Annotated in this window: 17 protein-coding genes; 7 read left to right on the forward strand and 10 right to left on the reverse strand. The window is 72.0% G+C overall.

Going from position 1 to position 18,455, the window contains the following annotated elements; all coding sequences use genetic code 11:
- Positions 1 to 51: 51 nt before the first annotated feature.
- Positions 52 to 1,320, reverse strand: a complete 1,269-nt coding sequence (glp, locus tag ACFVU3_RS08750; RefSeq protein WP_390064924.1) for a gephyrin-like molybdotransferase Glp — start codon at positions 1,318 to 1,320, stop codon at positions 52 to 54.
- Positions 1,321 to 1,438: 118 nt separating this feature from the next.
- Entirely contained in the window at positions 1,439 to 2,350 is a 912-nt protein-coding gene (gene galU, locus ACFVU3_RS08755) for a UTP--glucose-1-phosphate uridylyltransferase GalU (RefSeq protein ID WP_390064875.1), read from the reverse strand.
- Positions 2,351 to 2,467: 117 nt separating this feature from the next.
- Here galU and ACFVU3_RS08760 point away from each other — a divergent pair, with 117 nt between their 5' ends.
- On the forward strand, positions 2,468 to 3,052 hold the full coding sequence (locus tag ACFVU3_RS08760; protein WP_390064877.1) for a 5-formyltetrahydrofolate cyclo-ligase: 585 nt from the start codon (positions 2,468 to 2,470) through the stop codon (positions 3,050 to 3,052).
- Positions 3,053 to 3,084: 32 nt separating this feature from the next.
- Here ACFVU3_RS08760 and ACFVU3_RS08765 read toward each other — a convergent pair whose 3' ends face one another.
- Positions 3,085 to 5,826 carry a penicillin acylase family protein gene (locus ACFVU3_RS08765; protein WP_390064878.1) on the reverse strand — a complete coding sequence of 914 codons (2,742 nt, stop codon included), beginning with the start codon at positions 5,824 to 5,826 and terminating at the stop codon, positions 3,085 to 3,087.
- Positions 5,827 to 6,095: 269 nt separating this feature from the next.
- On the opposite strand from ACFVU3_RS08765, the gene ACFVU3_RS08770 reads away from it, so the two are divergent.
- The 6 genes from ACFVU3_RS08770 to mscL all read left to right on the forward strand — a co-directional run bounded on the left by ACFVU3_RS08770 (position 6,096) and on the right by mscL (position 11,951).
- A complete protein-coding gene (locus ACFVU3_RS08770) occupies positions 6,096 to 7,622 on the forward strand; it encodes a potassium/proton antiporter (RefSeq protein WP_390064880.1) in 1,527 nt (508 codons plus the stop codon).
- Between the two features lie 264 nt (positions 7,623 to 7,886).
- Positions 7,887 to 9,179, forward strand: a complete 1,293-nt coding sequence (locus tag ACFVU3_RS08775; RefSeq protein ID WP_390064881.1) for an MFS transporter — start codon at positions 7,887 to 7,889, stop codon at positions 9,177 to 9,179.
- Positions 9,180 to 9,247: 68 nt separating this feature from the next.
- Positions 9,248 to 9,565: an FmdB family zinc ribbon protein gene (locus ACFVU3_RS08780; RefSeq protein ID WP_390064883.1), complete on the forward strand. Its 318-nt coding sequence runs from the start codon at positions 9,248 to 9,250 to the stop codon at positions 9,563 to 9,565.
- Positions 9,566 to 9,770: 205 nt separating this feature from the next.
- Positions 9,771 to 10,661 carry an S-methyl-5'-thioadenosine phosphorylase gene (locus tag ACFVU3_RS08785; protein ID WP_390064885.1) on the forward strand — a complete coding sequence of 297 codons (891 nt, stop codon included), beginning with the start codon at positions 9,771 to 9,773 and terminating at the stop codon, positions 10,659 to 10,661.
- 99 nt (positions 10,662 to 10,760) lie between these two features.
- The gene (locus ACFVU3_RS08790; protein ID WP_390064886.1) at positions 10,761 to 11,354 is read left to right on the forward strand and encodes a hypothetical protein; all 594 of its coding nucleotides are present in this window, start codon (positions 10,761 to 10,763) and stop codon (positions 11,352 to 11,354) included.
- A gap of 72 nt (positions 11,355 to 11,426) precedes the next feature.
- Positions 11,427 to 11,951 carry a large conductance mechanosensitive channel protein MscL gene (mscL, locus tag ACFVU3_RS08795; RefSeq protein ID WP_390064887.1) on the forward strand — a complete coding sequence of 175 codons (525 nt, stop codon included), beginning with the start codon at positions 11,427 to 11,429 and terminating at the stop codon, positions 11,949 to 11,951.
- A gap of 19 nt (positions 11,952 to 11,970) precedes the next feature.
- Here mscL and ACFVU3_RS08800 read toward each other — a convergent pair whose 3' ends face one another.
- The 7 genes from ACFVU3_RS08800 to pflA form a co-directional block, all read right to left on the reverse strand.
- Positions 11,971 to 12,189 (reverse strand): hypothetical protein, encoded by a 219-nt coding sequence (locus tag ACFVU3_RS08800; RefSeq protein ID WP_390064889.1) that lies wholly within the window; start codon positions 12,187 to 12,189, stop codon positions 11,971 to 11,973.
- A gap of 42 nt (positions 12,190 to 12,231) precedes the next feature.
- Positions 12,232 to 12,639: a hypothetical protein gene (locus tag ACFVU3_RS08805; RefSeq protein WP_390064891.1), complete on the reverse strand. Its 408-nt coding sequence runs from the start codon at positions 12,637 to 12,639 to the stop codon at positions 12,232 to 12,234.
- On the reverse strand, positions 12,636 to 13,277 hold the full coding sequence (locus ACFVU3_RS08810) for a ubiquinol-cytochrome c reductase iron-sulfur subunit (RefSeq protein ID WP_390064892.1): 642 nt from the start codon (positions 13,275 to 13,277) through the stop codon (positions 12,636 to 12,638). Before ACFVU3_RS08810 ends, ACFVU3_RS08805 begins: the two co-directional genes overlap by 4 nt.
- Entirely contained in the window at positions 13,274 to 13,921 is a 648-nt protein-coding gene (locus ACFVU3_RS08815) for a 4Fe-4S dicluster domain-containing protein (RefSeq protein ID WP_390064893.1), read from the reverse strand. The genes ACFVU3_RS08810 and ACFVU3_RS08815 overlap by 4 nt, the downstream gene beginning before the upstream one ends.
- Positions 13,922 to 13,927: 6 nt before the next feature.
- Entirely contained in the window at positions 13,928 to 16,240 is a 2,313-nt protein-coding gene (locus ACFVU3_RS08820; RefSeq protein ID WP_390064894.1) for a molybdopterin oxidoreductase family protein, read from the reverse strand.
- Positions 16,241 to 17,365 (reverse strand): MFS transporter, encoded by a 1,125-nt coding sequence (locus ACFVU3_RS08825; protein ID WP_390064895.1) that lies wholly within the window; start codon positions 17,363 to 17,365, stop codon positions 16,241 to 16,243. It lies immediately after the preceding gene.
- 87 nt (positions 17,366 to 17,452) lie between these two features.
- Positions 17,453 to 18,271, reverse strand: a complete 819-nt coding sequence (gene pflA / locus ACFVU3_RS08830; RefSeq protein WP_390064897.1) for a pyruvate formate-lyase-activating protein — start codon at positions 18,269 to 18,271, stop codon at positions 17,453 to 17,455.
- Positions 18,272 to 18,455: the final 184 nt, after the last annotated feature.

An 18,455-nucleotide genomic window follows, 5' to 3' on the forward strand; every position in this document is an offset into this window, starting at 1 on the left:
CACTCCCGGTCGCTGTGTGGGACGACACACCGTACCCCCGACCTGCCCCTCTCAGCCGAGGAGGACCACGTCCAGCTCGTCGCCCGGGTCGGCCCCGGTGCGGTCCTCCGGGACCACGAGCAGCGCGTCCGCCTGGGCGAGGGCGGCGATCAGGTGGGAGCCGGCACCGCCCACGGGGGTGACGGTCCCGGACTCGGCGTCGTACGTCCCTCGGAGGTACTGCCGGCGGCCGGACGGGGAGGAGAGCGGGGCGTCGGCCTTCAGGGTGGCGCGGACGACCGGGCGGTGCAGGTCGTCGAGGCCCATCAGCGCGCGGATCGCGGGGCGGACGAAGAGTTCGAAGGAGACGTACGAGGAGACCGGGTTGCCCGGCAGCGCGAGGAGCGGGGTCTGCTCGGGGCCGATCGCGCCGAAGCCCTGCGGCTTGCCCGGCTGCATGGCCAGCTTGCGGAAGTCGACCTGGCCGTCGGCGGTCAGGGCCTCCTTCACCACGTCGTAGGCGCCGACGCTGACGCCGCCGGTGGTGACGATGAGGTCGGCCCGGATCAGCTGGTCCTCGATGGTGGCCCGGAGCGACTCCGCCTCGTCGGCGACCGCGCCGACCCGGTAGGACAGCGCGCCCGCGTCCCGGGCGGCGGCGGCGAGCGCGAAGCTGTTGGAGTCGTGGATCTGACCGGGGCCCAGTTCCTCGCCGGGCTGGACGAGTTCGCTGCCGGTGGAGAGGACCACCACGCGCGGGCGGGGCCGGACCGTGACCGTGCCCCGGCCGATGGCGGCGAGCAGTCCGAGCTGCGGCGGCCCGAGGACCGTGCCGGCGGCCAGGGCGAGCTCTCCGGCCCGCACGTCGCTGCCGGTCCGGCGGACATGGGCGCCGGCCTCCGCCGCGCGGTGCACCCGCACCTCGCCGCCGGCGCCCTCCGGTGCGGTGCTCGCGGCGCGCATGCCGGTGGCCGCGCCCCCGCCCGCGCCGCCGTCGGTCCACTCGACCGGGACGACGGCCTCGGCGCCGGGCGGCAGCGGGGCGCCGGTCATGATCCGGGCGGCCTGCCCGGGGCCGACCTCCGGCAGGCCGCCGGCGCCCGCCGCGACGTCGCCGACGACCGTGAGGACCGCGGGGTACTCCTCGGTCGCGCCCGCGACGTCGGCGACCCGGACCGCGTACCCGTCCATGGAGCTGTTGTCGAACGGCGGCAGCGCCGCCGGCACCGTCACGTCCTCGACCAGGACGCAGCCCTGCGCGTCGAGCAGCGGGAGCTCGATCGGGTCCAGGGGCCGGACGGTCGCCAGGATGTCGGCCAGGTGCTCGTCGACCGACCACAGGCGCGTCCCGGCGTGGCCCGGTCCCGCGCAGGGGTCGCCCGGCCCGTGGTCGTGACCGTGACCGTGGTCGTGGTCGTGGCCGGGGTCCTGGGACGGTGCCGTGTCGCTGCTCAAGGTCCTACATCTCCTCGCTGACGTATCTCCGGAGCCAGGCCCGGAAGTCCGGTCCCAGATCTTCACGTTCGCACGCGAGTCTGACAATGGCACGCAGATAGTCACCGCGGTCCCCGGTGTCATAGCGGCGCCCCTTGAAGACGACGCCGTGCACCGGACCGCCGATCTTCTCGTCGCTCGCCAGCTTCTGCAGGGCGTCGGTCAGCTGGATCTCGCCGCCCCGGCCGGGCTCGGTCTCCCGCAGCGTGCCGAAGACCGCCGGGTCGAGCACGTAGCGGCCGATGATCGCGTAGTTGCTGGGCGCCTCGGCCGGCTCCGGCTTCTCCACCAGGTCCGTCACGCGGACCACGTCGCCGTCGGCGGTCGGCTCGACCGCCGCGCAGCCGTACAGGTGGATCTGCGAGGGCTCGACCTCCATCAGCGCGATGACGCTGCCGCCCTCGCGCTCCTGGACCTCGACCATCCGCGCGAGGAGGGGGTCGCGCGGATCGATCAGGTCGTCACCGAGGAGGACCGCGAAGGGCTGGTCGCCGACGTGCGGAGCCGCGCACAGCACCGCGTGACCGAGGCCGCGCGGGGCGCCCTGGCGCACATAGTGCATGGTGGCCAGGTCGCTCGACTCCTGGACCTTGGAGAGGCGCTCGTCGTCGCCCTTGCGGCTCAGCGCCTCCTCCAGCTCGTAGTTCCGGTCGAAGTGGTCCTCCAGCGGCCGCTTGTTCCGTCCGGTGATCATGAGCACGTCGGAGAGTCCGGCGGCGACGGCCTCCTCCACGACGTACTGGATGGCCGGCTTGTCGACGACCGGCAGCATCTCCTTCGGCGTCGCCTTCGTCGCCGGCAGGAAGCGGGTGCCGAGGCCGGCGGCCGGGATGACGGCCTTGCTGATCCGGCCGAGGCGGGGGAACGACTGATTCATGCAGGCACCTTAACCGCTGGAGAATGAGGGAAAGATGTGGCTCCGATTAACTTTCTCCCCATAAAGACGGTTACGAGACTTTTCTAGGGATCCCCTGTGCAGAAAGAGAATCCGGACTTGTCCGAAAAGGCCCTCCTGCGCCGCCGGCTGCTCGACGCCCGCGCCGCCCTCTCCCCCGACGAGCTCGCCCGCGCCGCCGAGGCGCTGGCGGCGCACGGCCCCGGTCTGCCCGAACTGGCCGGCGCCGCCACCGTCGCCGCCTACGTGTCGGTCGGCCGCGAGCCCGGCACGCGCGTGCTGCTCGACACCCTGCACGCGCGCGGGGTGCGGGTCCTGCTCCCGGTGCTGCTGCCCGACAACGACCTGGACTGGGCGGTGTACGAGGGCCGGGAGACGCTCGCCGGGGCCGGCCGCGGACTCCTGGAGCCGACCGGCCCGCGGCTCGGCCCGGACGCCGTGTGCACGGCGGACGCGGTGCTGCTGCCCGGCCTCGCGGTGGACGGGCGCGGGATGCGGCTCGGCCGGGGCGGCGGCTCGTACGACCGGGTCCTCGCCCGGCTCGCCCGCGCCGGGAAGGACCCGGCCCTGGTGGTGCTCCTCTACGCGGACGAGGTGGTCGCGCGGGTCCCGGAGGAACCGCACGACCACCCCGTGCACGCGGTGGTCACCCCGGACGGGGTGGCCCGTTTCGGCCGTCCCTGATCACGGAGCGAGCGCCTTTCGGCCGTCCCTGATCACGGCTTGAGCGTCAGCGTGTCCTTCGCCGCCGCGTCGACCGCCGCCTTCCCGTAGGCCCAGTCGTACAGATCGCCGTTGGCCCAGGCGTCCGTCTGGTCCGTGTAGTTCGCGTGGAAGGCGTGGCCGGAGGCTCCGGTCAGGTTGATCCACCGGGACTTGTCCCAGTCGCCGACGTTGACGACCATCCGCATGGACGGCACCCAGATGACCTCGTAGCCGCCGGCCGCGTTCCAGCCGGTCGCGTCGACCGCGGCCTCGCCGCCGCCCAGGTTCCACGGGCCGCGGTTGAGCAGCGCCTGGACCATGCCGGGGCCGGCGGTACCGAGGGTCTGGTTCTTCAGGGTCAGCTGGTGCAGCCGGCCCCAGCTCCAGGTGGAGACGTCCTTGCCGAGCTTGGCGGTCAGCTCCCAGCGGGCGTCCTTCATGGCCCGGGCGAGCAGCTGGTCACGGGTCTCGGTGGCCGGGTCGATGCGGGTGGCGGGGGTCTTCCACCACTCGCTCTTCTCCTGCTTGAGCATCGGGCGGACCACCTCGTACCAGCGGTCGCCGCCGTCCGGCTGGGCCGAGTCGGCGTCGCGCTCGCCGCACTCGCGGACCAGCTTGTTCTGCTCGTCCACCGGACCGGTGGCGTCGACCGGACGCACGTTGATGCAGTCGCCCTCGGCGCGCACCTCCTTGGGCAGCTTGTCGCCGAAGGAGAGCTTGAGGACGTTGCGCCAGACCGCGTTGAAGTACGCGGCGGCGGCCGAGTCGGGCTCCTGGGTGTAGTCCCAGCCCTCCAGGAGCTTCTGCGCCTCGCGGACGTACGGGTCGGAGATGTCGACCTTCAGCAGCAGCGGGTTGAGCAGGGTGGCGATCTCGCTGCGGTTGTCGGTCTGCATGGTCCGCATGTCGTCCGGCGAGATCTTGCCGCCGTCCTTGGTCTTCGACTCGATGAGGTCGTTGATCCGCTGGCTGCGGGAGCCGTAGCCCCAGTCCTTCGTGAGCGTCTCGGAGTACTGGTCCGGGGAGATCACGGCCTGGTTGGCGGTGACGATGTAGCCGCGCTCCGGGTCGAACTCGTACGGCAGCTGCTCGAAGGGGATGTATCCCTTCCAGCGGTAGCGGGAGTCCCAGCCGGGCGCGGGCAGCGTGCCGTCGCCGGTGGCGCGGCGCGGGATCTTGCCCGGGGACTGGTAGCCGATGTGGCCCTCGGTGTCGGCGTAGACGAGGTTCTGCGAGGGGACCTCGAAGTTCTTCGCGGCGGCCCGGAACTGCGGGAAGTCCTGGGCGCGGTTGAGCGCGAAGATCGCGTCCATGGACTTGCCGGGCTGGAGGGCGGTCCACTGGAGGGAGACGCCGTAGCCGGTGCCGCGGTCGGGGGCGGCGTTGCCGACGGGGGCCTTCTGGCCGACCTTCTCCAGCTCGGAGGAGCGGTCGGAGACGAGCGGGCCGTGGTCGGTGGAGCGGACCGTGATGGTCCGGTCCCCGCCGCCGGCGACCTTGATGGTCTCCTCGCGGGTGTCGAACGGCTTGACCTTGCCGTCGACCAGGTAGCCCTCGGGGCTGACCTTCTCCAGGTAGAGGTCGGTGACGTCGGCGCCGAGGTTGGTGAGGCCCCAGGCGATCGAGTCGTTGTGGCCGATGATCACGCCGGGCATGCCGGAGAAGGTGTAGCCGGCGACGTCGTAGCGGCAGGTCGCCGAGACCGAGCGGCAGTGCAGGCCCATCTGGTACCAGAGGGACGGCAGCATTGGCGCGAGGTGCGGGTCGTTGGCGAGCAGCGGCTTGCCGGAGGTGGTGAGGTCCCCGGAGACGACCCAGGAGTTGGAGCCGATGCCGTTGCCGTTGGGGCCGAGGAGCGCGGGGACGGAGTCGAGGACGTCCGAGAGGCCGGAGAGCGCGGCGAGCTGGGCGCTCGCGCCGGAACCGTCACCCGAGCCGGAGCCGTCGCCGGAGCCGTCGCCGGAACCCTCTCCGTCCTTGCCGGCCGCCGGGTCGAACTTCTTCGTCACCGGGTCGACCGCGCCGCGGTCGAGGATCGGCTGGTGCAGGTCGTACGGGTACTCCGGGTAGAGCTGCTTGATCTGGGCCGGGGTCAGCCGGCTGGTGAGCAGGGAGCGGTCGATCTCGTCCTGCATGTTGCCGCGCAGGTCCCAGGCCATGGCCTTGAGCCAGGCGACCGAGTCGACCGGCGTCCACGGCTCGATCGCGTAGTCGTTGCTGAAGGCGAGGGCCGCGTACTCGACGGAGACGTCCGCCGGCTCCCGGTCCTTCAGGTAGGCGTTGACGCCCTCCGCGTACGCCTGGAGGTACTTCTTCGTCTCCGGGGTCAGGACCTTGTCGTACTCCTGCTGCGCGACCTGGCGCCAGCCGAGGGTGCGCAGGAAGGCGTCGGTGTCGACCTGGCTCTCGCCGAACATCTCGGAGAGGCGGCCGGCGGTGAGGTGCCGGCGGACGTCCATCTCGTAGAAGCGGTCCTGGGCCTGGACGTAGCCCTGCGCGCGGAAGAGGTCGGTCTCGTTGTCCGCGTAGATCTGCGGAATGCCGTTGGCGTCCCGTTTGACCTCGACGTCGCCGGAGAGCGAGTCGATCCTGGCCTCGCCGGTGGTCTGCGGGAACGAGGCCCGGACGGTGCCCACTCCCCACCAGCCGCCGAAGGCGACGGCCCCGACCAGCGCAAGGACCAGGAGCAGGACGATCAGGCGGGCGCGCCTGCCTTTCTTCTTGGCGGGGGGCGCGGTCGTGTTGGAGGGCATCGCTGTCCTTCGAGGGGCAGGGTGGTCCTGGAGTACGGGAGCAACCTTAGGCGCAGCGCCTGAGCGCCCTGGACTCGGTGTCAGGGACGAACCGCACTGATGACCGCATGAGAGACCCCGGAGCGCAAAGAAGGCGTCAAGAAAGCGTTAAAGATTAGGTAAGGTAACGAAGTACCTGCGGCTGGAGGAACGATCCGGCGCGTGCGAGGGGAAGGAACGGCGCACTGACTGTCCACGAGCTCAACGAACTCCTGCTGATCAGCTCACTGGTGCTGCTGATCGCGGTCGCCGCCGTCCGGATCTCGTCCCGGAGCGGGCTCCCCAGCCTGCTGCTCTACCTCGGCATCGGCGTCGCCATCGGACAGGACGGCATCGGCAACGTCGCCTTCGACAACGCCGAACTCACCCAGGTCATCGGCTACGCGGCCCTCGTCGTCATCCTCGCCGAGGGCGGTCTCGGCACGAAGTGGAAGGAGATCAAGCCGGCCCTGCCGGCCGCGGTCGTCCTCTCCACCGTCGGCGTCGCCGTCTCCGTCGGCATCACCGCCGCCGGCGCCCACTACCTCGTCGGCCTGGAATGGCGGCAGGCGCTGATCATCGGCGCCGTCGTCTCCTCCACCGACGCCGCCGCCGTCTTCTCCGTGCTGCGCAAGGTGCCGCTGCCGTCCCGCGTCACCGGCGTCCTGGAGGCCGAGTCCGGCTTCAACGACGCCCCCGTCGTCATCCTCGTCGTCGCCTTCTCCTCCGCCGGACCCGTCGACGACTGGTACATGCTCGTCGGGAAGATCGCCCTGGAGCTCGCCATCGGCGCCGCCGTCGGCCTCGCGGTCGGCTTCGTCGGCTCGTACGGGCTCAAGCACGTCGCCCTGCCCGCCTCCGGCCTCTACCCGATCGCCGTCATGGCCATCGCCGTCACCGCCTACGCGGCCGGCGCCCTCGCCCACGGCTCCGGCTTCCTCGCCGTCTACCTGGCCTCGATGGTCCTCGGCAACGCCAAGCTGCCGCACGCCCCCGCCAACCGCGGCTTCGCCGAGGGACTCGGCTGGATCGCCCAGATCGGCATGTTCGTCCTGCTCGGCCTGCTCGTCACCCCGCACGAGCTCGTCAACGACTTCTGGCCGGCGGTCGTCATCGGCCTCGTCCTCACCATGGTCGCCCGCCCCATGGAGGTCCTGGTCAGCCTGGCGCCCTTCCGCATCCCCTGGCAGGAGCAGGCCCTGATGTCCTGGGCCGGCCTCCGCGGAGCCGTCCCCATCATCCTCGCCACCATCCCGATGGTGGGGCAGATCGAGGGCAGCGAGCGGATCTTCAACATCGTCTTCGTCCTGGTCGTCGTCTACACCCTCGTCCAGGGCCCGACCCTGCCCTACCTGGCGAAGGCGCTGAAGCTCGGCGACTCCTCCGGCGCCGCCGACCTCGGCGTCGAGTCCGCCCCGCTGGAGCGGCTCCGCGGCCACCTGCTCTCCGTCGCGATCCCCGAGGGCTCCCGGATGCACGGCGTCGAGGTCGCCGAGCTGCGCCTGCCCACCGGAGCCGCCGTCACCCTCGTCGTACGGGAGGACACCAGCTTCGTGCCGGGCCCGGCGACCGTGCTGCGCAAGGGGGACGAGCTCCTCGTCGTCGCCACCGACCCGGTCCGCGACGCCACCGAGCGCCGGCTGCGCGCGGTCGGCCAGGGCGGCAAGCTCGCCGGCTGGCTCGGCACCGGGGACGGGCGCAGGACGGTCACCACGACCGCGACCCGGTTCCACAAGCCGGCGTCCGCGACGGGGAAGCAGAAGCCGACAGAACGTTAATCGCCGGCATTATTTCGGGGTCAGGAGCGTTCTCCCCTGTGGAATCACAGGCAGGAGAGCGCTCCTCCCTGTACCATGAAGGCACACTTGATCGAACCAACTCTGCCTGACGCAGAGCTGGCGCGACCGTATGGCGGCCGCGGTGCACCCTCCCGCAGTGGGGGCCCTCCCGGTATCTACCGCAGTTCCGCGCAAGAGGACAGCTCTCGGCGAGACCGGCACCACCGTGCCCGCGCGCTACCAGGCGGCAGAAAGGCCAGGACCGTGGCGTCCACGGTCGTCTCCGAGAAGCGGCCCGGCTACGGGCAGCTGCTGCGCACCCCCGGTGCGCTCTCCTTCCTGATCCCCGGGTTCGCCGCACGGCAGCCCTTCGCGATGCTCACCATCGGCATCGTCCTGCTCGTCCAGCACACCACCGGTTCCTACGGCAGCGCCGGCGCCGTCGCCGCCGTCACCGGTGTCTCCATGGCGATCTTCGCCCCGCAGAGCGGCAAGCTCGCCGACCGCTTCGGCCAGCGGGCCGTCCTCGTCCCCGGCGTCCTCGTCCACTCCGCGTCCGTCGTGCTGCTCGTCGTGCTCGCGCTGGCCGGCGCCCCGCTGTGGGCGCTGTTCCTCGCCGCCGTACCGGCAGGCGCCTCCGTCCCGCAGGTCGGCCCCATGGTGCGGGCCCGCTGGGCCGCCAAGCTCGACGGCAGCCCGCTCATGCCGACCGCGGCGGCCTTCGAGTCGGTCACCGACGAGTTCACCTTCGTCGTCGGCCCGGTCCTCGCCACCGCCCTGTGCACCGGCGTCCACCCGGCCGCCGGCCTCGTCACCGAAGCCGCCCTCACCCTCGTCGGCGGCCTCTTCTTCGCCGCCCAGCGCGCCACCCAGCCGCCGCACGGCATGCTCGCCGCGGCCGGCCGCGCCGACGCCGAACCGCACCGCTCGGCGCTCTCCGTCCCCGGCGTCCGCGTCCTGATCGTCGCCTTCCTCGGCATCGGCGCCGTCTTCGGCGGCATGCAGGTCTCGCTCACCGCCTTCAGCGAGGAGATCGGCAACCCCGGCGCCAACGGCCTGCTCTACGGCGTCTTCGCGGCCGGCAACATGCTCGCCGGCATCGCCATGGGCGCCATCGCCTGGAAGAGCGGCCCCCGCCGCCGCCTGATCCTCGGCTACACCGGCCTCACCCTCGCCGCGGCCCTGCTGTGGACCGCGCACTCGGTGGTGCTGCTCGGCGCCCTCGGCCTCGTCGTCGGCCTCTGCATCGCCCCGGCCCTGATCGCCGGCTACACCATCGTCGAGACCCTGATCCCGGCCTCCGCCCGCACCGAGGCGTTCACCTGGCTCACCGGAGCCGTCGCCCTCGGCCAGGCCCTGGCCGTCACGGTCGCCGGACAGCTCGCCGACGCCCACGGTTCCGGCGCCGGGTTCCTCGTCCCGGCCGCCGGCACCGCTCTCGCCTTCGTCACCCTCGTCGCCCTGCGCGGGAAGCTCAAGCCGCGCGAGACGAGCCGGGTCGCGGCACGGGTCGCGGCACGTGGTGTCGGTCACCGCGTGCCGGTGGCGGTGGACTGAACCCGCGGAATACGTCACTATGGAACGTCGTTAGCACTCGATGAGTGTGAGTGCCAGGAGGAAGACTAGTGCCGACCTACCAGTACCAGTGCACCGAGTGCGGCGAGGGCCTTGAGGCGGTCCAGAAGTTCACGGATGACGCGCTGACCGAGTGCCCCGCCTGCCACGGCCGCCTCAAGAAGGTTTTCTCGGCCGTCGGCATCGTCTTCAAGGGCTCCGGCTTCTACCGGAACGACAGCCGTGGCGCCTCGTCCAGCAGCTCCCCGGCCTCGAAGAGCTCGACGTCCACCACGACGTCCACCTCCTCGACCTCGTCGGACGCGAAGCCGGCCTCGACGACGTCCACCTCGACGTCCTCGTCGTCGTCCTCGACCCCGGCCGCCTGAGGCCCACCCCGCACCGACGCCCCGGCCCCGGCCCCCTCCATGGGGACCGGGGCCTCGGCACGTCCGGGCCGGGGTTCGGGCCGGGGTTCGGGCCGGGGTTGGGCGTGGGCTTCGGCGCGGAGCCGGGCCTCCGTGGGACGTGGGCGTGGGCTTCGGCGCGGAGCCGGGCCTCCGTGGGACGTGGGCCGCTGCGTAGGGTGACGGCATGGCGACGACCGCGGGCACCGTCCCCGCTCACGACGACAGCGACGACGACCGCGACCGCGACTACGCCGAGATCGGCGTGATCGGCGGATCCGGCTTCTACTCCTTCCTCGACGACGTCCGCGAGGTCCCCGTCACCACCCCCTACGGCGACCCCAGCGACTCCCTCTTCCTCGGCGAGGTGGCCGGCCGCCGGGTCGCCTTCCTCCCCCGCCACGGGCGCGACCACCGCATCCCCCCGCACCGGATCGACTACCGCGCCAACCTCTGGGCCCTCCGCTCCGTCGGCGTCCGCCAGGTCCTCGGCCCCTGCGCCGTCGGCGGGCTGCGCCCCGAGTACGGCCCCGGCACCCTCCTCGTCCCCGACCAGCTGATCGACCGGACGAAGAACCGCGCCCAGACCTACTTCGACGGCGCACCGCGCCCCGACGGCACCGTCCCCCACGTCGTCCACGTCTCCTTCGCCGACCCCTACTGCCCCGACGGACGCCAGGCCGCCGTCAAGGCCGCCCGCGGCCGGGACTGGCAGGCCGTCGACGGCGGCACCCTCGTCGTCGTCGAGGGGCCCCGCTTCTCCACCCGCGCCGAGTCCCGCTGGCACGCCGCCAACGGCTGGTCCGTCGTCGGCATGACCGGCCACCCCGAAGCCGTCCTCGCCCGCGAGCTCGGCCTCTGCTACACCTCCCTCACCCTCGTCACCGACCTCGACGCGGGCACCGAGACCGGCGAGGGCGTCTCCCACACCGAGGTCCTGCGCGTCTTCGGCGAGAACATCGGCCGGCTCCGCGACGTCCTCTTCGACGCGATCGCCGCCCTTCCGGCCACGGCGGACCGCGACTGTCTCTGCACCCATGCCCACGATGGATGGGACCTCGGCATCGAACTGCCGTGACGGAGCTCAAACCGCCCGCGAAGGTGGGCGAGTTCTCCACAGGCGGCGGACCGTCCACAGGCCGCGGCGGGATCGGAGGGCGGGCGCCACAGTGGCCGCATGAACACGACGCACGCATCCGCCACCGACTCCGCCCTCCACCCCTTCCAGGCCCCCGCCTCCGCCCTCCGCACCGTCCCGGCCCCCGTCTCCGTCCCCGCCCCCTGCGAGGTGCCGGAGTTCGCGCCCCTGCGGGTCCGCGGCGCCCGGTTCCGGCCGCGGACCCGCCGGCTGCCCGGCGCGCTCCTCGTCCTGGCCGCCGCCGCACTCGCCCTGGCCTCCGCACCGGACCGCCCACCCGGCCCGGACGCCCCCGGCCCCCGCCCGGTCGCGGCGGCACCCGCGGCCCGCGCCCCCGCTCCTGTGCGGCTCGTCTCCGCGCCGGTGCGGATCGCGGACGCGGAGGCCGTACGGCTCCTGCGCGCCGGCGACCGCGTGGACGTCGTCGCCGCGCCGGCCGTCAGCTCCTCGGCCGGCGGCGGCGGCAGCGCGGTGCGGGTGGTGGCGCGGTCCGCCCGGGTGGCCGAAGTCCCGCGGCCGGGCGAGACCCGTCCGGACGGAGGGGCGTTGATCGTCCTGGCCGTGCCCCGGGCGGTCGCGACGGAGCTGGCCGGTGCCGGTGTCACTTCCCAACTGGCGGTGACACTGTGCTGATTCGCACTGACTCACTGTCAAGTCACCGTCCCGTGTGTACGGATTGGACGACTCTGCGCCGTTCACGGCCTAATGGCTGCGCACACAGCAGCCCATCCGAAGAAAGGCACCTCGGTGGCCGAGAAGAAGGAAAGTGTGATGGCGGGCTTCAAAGCCTTCCTCATGCGCGGAAACGTGATCGACCTCGCGGTGGCGGTCGTCATCGGTGCCGCGTTCACCAACATCGTGAACTCGGTGGTCAAGGGCATCATCAACCCGATCGTGGGCGCCTTCGGCACGAAGGACCTGGAGAGCTACGTCACCTGCATCAAGGACCCCTGCCGGATCGTCGACGGCGAGATGCAGGGCATCCAGCTCCAGTGGGGCCTGGTGCTCAGTGCCATCCTCAGCTTCATCATCACCGCGGCCGTCGTCTACTTCCTGATGGTCCTGCCGATGGCCAAGGTCCTCGCCAAGCGCGCCGCGCACGACAAGGCGAAGGAGGGCGTGCAGGAGACCATGGAGATCAGCGAGCTGGAGGTGCTCAAGGAGATCCGCGACCACCTGGTCGCTCAGCGCGGCCCGGGCAGCACCACCGGGACGCACTCCACCTCCTGACCGGAGGGACGCTCCGGCGTCAGAGGTGGTGCGGCGGCTTCTCGTCGAGGAAGCGCGCGAGGTCGGCGGCACCGCCACCGGCCGGAGGCCGCTCGCCCCACCCGCGGTCCGTGTCGTCCGCGGACTGCGTGTCCAGCGGATCGTCGAAGACGATCACCGGCTTCGGAGGGTTCTCGGAATTCGGCCGAATGCCGTTCGGCTTCGCGTCTCGCGGTCCGTGGGCGGGGGCGGTGCTCATGTCTTCAGAGTACGCCCGCTCCCCCGCCCCGGACCCGCCTGATCAGCGGTCCTTCGGATCCAGCGCCCACAGGCCGAGGACCACCAGGAACGACAGGACGAGGAAACCCGCGCCCCACCACGCGGTGCCGGTGTCCCCGGTCATCCACTCGTCCACCACGATGGTCAGCCCCCAGAGCTGGCCGATCACCACCGTGAGCGCCAGCGCCAGCCGCGCCGACAACTTCGAGGAGCGCTCCGGTTCCTGCTCCGTGCCGGCGCCGGGGCCAGGCCCCGTGTGCCGGATCCGCGGGTCGCCGTAACCACTGGTGGGCCGGATCTGCGGATAGCGCTCGTGCACCGGCCGGTTCAGCCGCGGCTGCGCGCTGCCCGGGTGGTACGAGGGCGGCTGGGTCGTCGGCGCCGGGGGGCGCGGCGCCTCCGGGTCCTGCGGGAAGGGGCTCTCCGTCATGTGCGGGCGCTCCTCTCGGCCGCGGCGCCGCCGGCGGCCCGGTCGCGGCAGAGCCGCAGCGCGTCGCCCTGCTGGCGGCACAGGCCCTCCTCCAGGCTCTCGCCGGAGCGGGCGGTGCCGATGGCCCAGACGCTGCCGTCGACCTGCTCGATCAGCAGGACCTTCGGCAGGCCGCGCGGCGGCGGACCGGCGGCGACCTCTCCCGTGCGGGCGTCGAAGACGCCCTCGTGGCAGGGGCAGTACAGCTCGCCCTCGCTGCCCCGGTCCCTGCGCCAGAGGACGGCGCAGGCCAGGTGGGTGCAGACGGCGGAATAGCCGGCCAGGGTGCCGTCCTCCATGCGGACGGCGATGGCCCGGTCCTCGTCCCCGGGGTAGCGGAAGGCGAGCGACTCCCCCGGCAGGATCTGGTCGGCGATCCGCTTCGGCGCGGGGGCGCCCTCACTGTCGCCGTGGCGGTGCAGGATGCCGGAGGCGACGGCGACGCCGCCGACGGCGAGGCCGCCGGAGACGGTGGCGACGATCCGCAGGTAGTCGCGGCGGGTGGTGAGGGAGTCGGCGGCGATCCGGTCGCGGAGCGCCTCCTGGGCCGCGTCGGCGCCGGCGTCCGGCGCGGGCGGCTGCGGGTCGGTGACGCTCATCGGACGCCCTCCCGTCGCCCGCCGCCACCCTTGTTCGCGTGGGCCTCGCTCACATCCACTCCGTTGATCTCGACGACGGGGAGGCCCCCGGGCACGGGCCACTGGACCTTGTCGGCGGGGACGACCATCGCCACGCCGGTGGTGACGGTGCTGCTGCCGAAGGCGAAGGAGTCGGCGACCTGGACGCCGGGGCGCTCGGCGCGGAGCTCGTCGAGGGTGCCGTAGAAGAGGGCGCCGGTGGGGCAGACGGTGGCGCACATGGGGGCGAGGCCGTAGGCGGTGCGGTCGTAGCAGAGGTTGCACTTCATCTGGAGCTTCGCCTGGAGGTCGATCTTGGGCACGCCGAAGGGGCAGGCGTTGACGCAGTTGGCGCAGCCGATGCAGCGGGTGGTGTCGGCCTGCTGCACGACTCCGTCGGCGGTCACGAGGATCGCGTCGGCGGGGCAGACCTCGGCGCAGGGGGCGACGGGGTCCTCGCAGTGCATGCAGACGGTGGGTAGGGAGGCGACGGAGTGGCCTTCGTCGGGGTAGTCGAGGTGGATCATCGACTTTCCGCGGTGCGAGTCGCATTCGCGGCAGGCGGAGACGCATGCCTGGCAGCCGATGCAGCGGCCCGGGTCGATGAAGATCGTGCGGCCCATCATGTGCGGTCAGCTCCTCTCCGCGGTGCCCCGGCCCTGCGGGGACGTGGGCGGCAGGGGGTCGGTGCGGGAGACCTGGGTCTCGGGGTAGGCGAGCTGCCCCGGGGCGGTCGGCGGCGGGGGGACCTCGTCGACGCGTTCGGCGGACTCGATCCGGGCGGCGCACACCTTGTACTCGGGGATCTTCGAGCGGGGGTCGAGGGCGTCGATGGTGAGGGCGTTCGCGGCGGTGGGGACGGGCCAGTGGTAGGGGACGAAGACGGTGTCGGGGCGGATGGCCTCGGTGACCAGGGCGGGGAAGACCTCGCTGCCGCGGCGGGTCACGACCCGTACCGGATCGCCGTTGCGGAAGCCGTGCGAGGGATGGACCTCGACCCAGGGGCGGGGCGTCTGCTCGACGAGGGCGCCGAGCCGGCGGGTCTGGTTGCCGGAGAGGAAGTGGGCGACGGTGCGGCCGGTGGTGAGCGAGAGGGGGTACTCCTCGCTGTACGGGTCCATCGGCGGGTGCCATTCGACGACCTGCATGTGGATCTTGCCGTCGGGGTGGTAGGTGCGGCCGTCCTCGAAGAGGCGGGGGGTGCCGGGGTGCTCGGTGGTCGGGCAGGGCCAGGCGATGCCGCCGGTCTCCTCCAGGCGTTCGTAGGTGATGCCGTAGTAGTCGTTGACGGTGCCGGCGGAGGCGATCCGCAGCTCCTCGAAGACGGAGCGCGAGTCGGGGAAGGCGAACTTGTCGCCGGCGCCGAGCCGCTTGGCGAGCTCGCACATCACCCAGGTGTCGGTGCGGACCCCGGCCGGGGGTTCCTGGGCCTTGTTGTGCTTGACGACGCGGGCCTCGGCGTTGGCCATGACGCCCTCGTCCTCGGCCCAGACGGTGACGGGGAAGACGACGTGGGCGTTGGCGGCGGTCTCGGAGAGGAAGAAGTCGAACTGGGCGTGGAACTGGAGGCTGTCGTAGCCCTCCTTGACCGTGGCGTAGTTCGGCAGGGAGACGAAGGGGTTGTTGCAGATGCCGATGAGGCCGCGGATCTCGGCGCGCTGCATCTGCCAGACCATCTCCATCATGGAGGTTCCGGCGGGCGGGAGTTCGGACTCCTCGATGCCCCAGATCTCGCAGATCTGGCGGCGGTGCTCGGGGTTGGAGATGGAGCGGCCGCCGGGGAGGAGGTCGGACTTCTGGCCGTGTTCGCGGCCGCCCTGGCCGTTGCCCTGGCCGGTGATGGTGCCGTAGCCGGCGCCGGGCTTGCCGATGTTCCCGGTGGCGACGCAGAGGTTGATGATGGTGAGGCAGTTCTCGACGCCCTGGGAGTGGTGCTCGACGCCGCGGGCGTGCCAGGCCATGGCCCTGCCCGCGCCGGCGAACATGCGGGCGACCTGGACGATCTGCTCCTCCGGGACGCCGCAGATCTGTGCGGAGCGGGACGGCGGGTACTCGGCGACGGTGGCGCGGACCTCGTCCCAGCCGGTGGTGTGCGCGGCGAGGTACGCCTCGTCGGTGAGTCCCTCGGCGACGATCACGTGCAGGACGGCGTTGAAGAAGGCCGAGTCGGTGCCGGGCTTGAGGGCGACGTGGACGTCGGCGGTGCGGGCGATGGCGGTCTGCCGGGGGTCGATCACGATGAGGCTCGCGCCGCGGTCGCGGGCTCCCCACAGGTACTGGGTCATCACGGGGAAGCATTCGCCGACGTTGGAGCCGGCGATGAGGAGGCAGTCGGTGAGGAGGATGTCGGAGAAGGGGTTCCCGGCCCGGTCGATGCCGAAGGCGAGCTTGTTGGCGCCGGCGGCGGAGACCATGCAGAGGCGGCCGTTGTAGTCGACGTGCTTGGTCCTGAGCGCGACCCGGGCGAACTTCCCGACGAGGTACGTCTTCTCCGAGTAGAGGCTCGCCCCGCCCAGCAGTCCGAAGGCGTCGTTGCCGTACTCGCCCTGGATGCGGCGGATCTCGGCGACGGTGTGGTCGAGCGCCTCCTCCCAGCTGACCGGGCGGAACTCCTCGTCCCGGTTGCGGCGCATGAGCGGGGAGGTGAGCCGGTCGGGGTGGTTGACCTGCTGGTAGGCGTTGATGCCCTTGGGGCAGAGCCGCATCCGGTTGATGTCGTGGTTGCGGGGTTCGACGCCGAAGACCTTGCCCGCGCGGTCGACCCGGAGGTACATGCCGCACTGCACGCCGCAGAAGCAGCAGTGGGTGGGGACGAGGGTCTCCTCGTTCTGGTCGGCGTGCCAGCGGTCGGCGGGGATCCCCCCGGCGTCCCGGAAGTTCCGCGTACCGGGCGGGGCGACGGACGGGTCGATCGGCAGTGCGCGGGGCGGGTCGGTCGCGGTCACTTACTTGAAGCCCTTCTTGACGTGGGTGAGGTAGGCGTTGCCGCGGAGGACGCGCTTGCAGCGGGGGCAGTACTCGGCCCATTCGTCGAAGTCGAGCTTCAGGTCCTGCATGGTGCCGCGCAGGTTCTCGACGTACGCGGGGGTGTCGATGGGCTCGTGGCAGCGGCGGCAGGTCTGGAGCTCCTCGGCGGCCCCGTCCTTGCGGCGGGAGGTGTACTTGAAGAGCTGCATGCCGACGGCGGCGGGCCGCTGGACGATGTGGAAGAACTTCCCGAAGGGGATGTAGATGAGGGTGAAGACGACCGAGACCATGTGGAGGATCGCCAGGAACTCGTAGCCGCCGCCGTGCAGGAAGATCGACGAGAAGGTGAGCAGCAGGCCGGTGACCGAGATGACGATGAGGGCGATCAGCGGGATCAGGTCGTAGGCGAAGCGCTGGCCGGTGATGGCGCCGCGGTCCTTCATGCGCCGCCACAGGAAGTAGGAGGCGCCGGCGATGACGAGGACGGCGGCGATGTCCAGGCCGTGGAACATGAGCCAGCCGATGATGTTGAGCGCGTCGAAGCCGAGGACCTTGAATCCCCAGATGCGCATCTCGTAGCCGGGGCCGTCGCCGCTGTCGGAGGTGAAGGTGAACCAGCCCCAGGTGAGCGGGAAGGTGATGAGCGCGGCGAGGATGCAGCCCCAGAAGAGGAGCTGGTGGGCGGCCCAGCGGGCGTGCGAGCGGGCGCCGAGGAACTTCTGGAAGCCGAGGTAGGTGGCGATCATCTTCGGCAGGGCGGTGGGGGCCTTGCGGAAGTTCGCGGCGGAGAAGAAGGAGCGCCAGCCCTGGCGGAAGAGGCGCCGGGCGCCGGGGGCGGAGATCCAGACGGTGTAGCGGTAGGCGACGCCGAAGGCGAGGAAGACGGTGGCGACGGCGTAGGGCAGCAGGGCCGAGTCGAAGTCGCGGAGCAGCCGGCTGCCGAGGACGATCGCGACGATCAGGAGGGCGGAGACGGCGGTGCCGGCGAGGACGGCGCGGCGGCGGACGGCGGCGGGGGTCTGGGGCGCGCGGCCGTCCGGGACCGGGGCGGGCGCCTCCGGCTCGGGAGGGGTGGGCGCGACGGTCTGCGGTGGCTCGGTCACGGAGCCACGGTAGGACGTTTGTACCCTTTGGGCTCGTTTTGAGCTTCTGCGGGGTGAACGCGTCGCGCCCGGCGCGCGCCGGGCGGCTCAGACGGCGTTCAGGCCGTGCGCCCGGAAGACGTCGCGGACGGCCGCGACCTGCTCGGGGCTGGGCGACGGGGTGTCGTGGAGGGTGAACGGCATGTCCAGTGCCTGCCATTTGGCCTCGCCCAGCTTGTGGAAGGGGAGGACGTCGACACGGGAGACGTTGCCGAGGCCGCCGGCGAAGGCGGCGACGCCCTCGACATCGGCGGGGTCGTCGGTGAGGCCGGGGACGAGGACGAAGCGGACGTGCACCTCCTGGCCGAGGTCGGCGAGCCGGCGGGCGAAGTCCAGGGTGGGCCGCAGCGGCCGGCCGGTGACCTTCCGGTACGTCTCCGGGTCCCAGGACTTGATGTCGAGGAGGACGAGGTCGGTGTCGCGCAGCAGGGCGTCGGTGGCGCGGACGCCGAGGAAGCCGGAGGTGTCGAGGGCGGTGTGCAGTCCCAGTTCGTGCTTCATGCGGTGCAGCAGCTCGCCGGTGAAGACGGGCTGGAGGAGCGGTTCGCCGCCGGAGAGGGTGGCGCCCCCGCCGGAGGCGGTGATGAAGCGGACGTACTTGGACGCCTCGGCGATCACGTCGTCGGCGGAGGTCCGCCTGCCGTTCCGCATCTTCCACGTGTCGGGGTTGTGGCAGTAGAGGCAGGTCAGCGGGCAGCCGGAGAGGAAGGTGACGAAGCGGGTGCCGGGGCCGTCGACGCCGGTGGAGAGGTCCCAGGAGTGCACCGAGCCCGCGGAGGGGCGGTGGGTCGCGGCGGCGGCCGGCGTGGCGGCCTGGACCGGGGTGACGGGGCGGACGGGGATGTCCGGGCCGAGGAGCGTGGCCATGGCGGGACCTCCTGAGGGAGGAAGGGGTGGGTGGGGGCGGGAGGGGTGGGGTGGGGAGGGGGAGGGGGGAGGGGCCCCCACCCCCCCACCCCGTATAACACGGGGTGTGTACAACGCGCCGGGGTAGGTTCGCGTCAGAACCGAGCGAAGATTTTTTCGGGGGTGGCGGAAGAATTTAACCCCG

This window comes from Streptomyces sp. NPDC058052 (genome assembly GCF_042885515.1).
Lineage (GTDB): Bacteria > Actinomycetota > Actinomycetes > Streptomycetales > Streptomycetaceae > Streptomyces.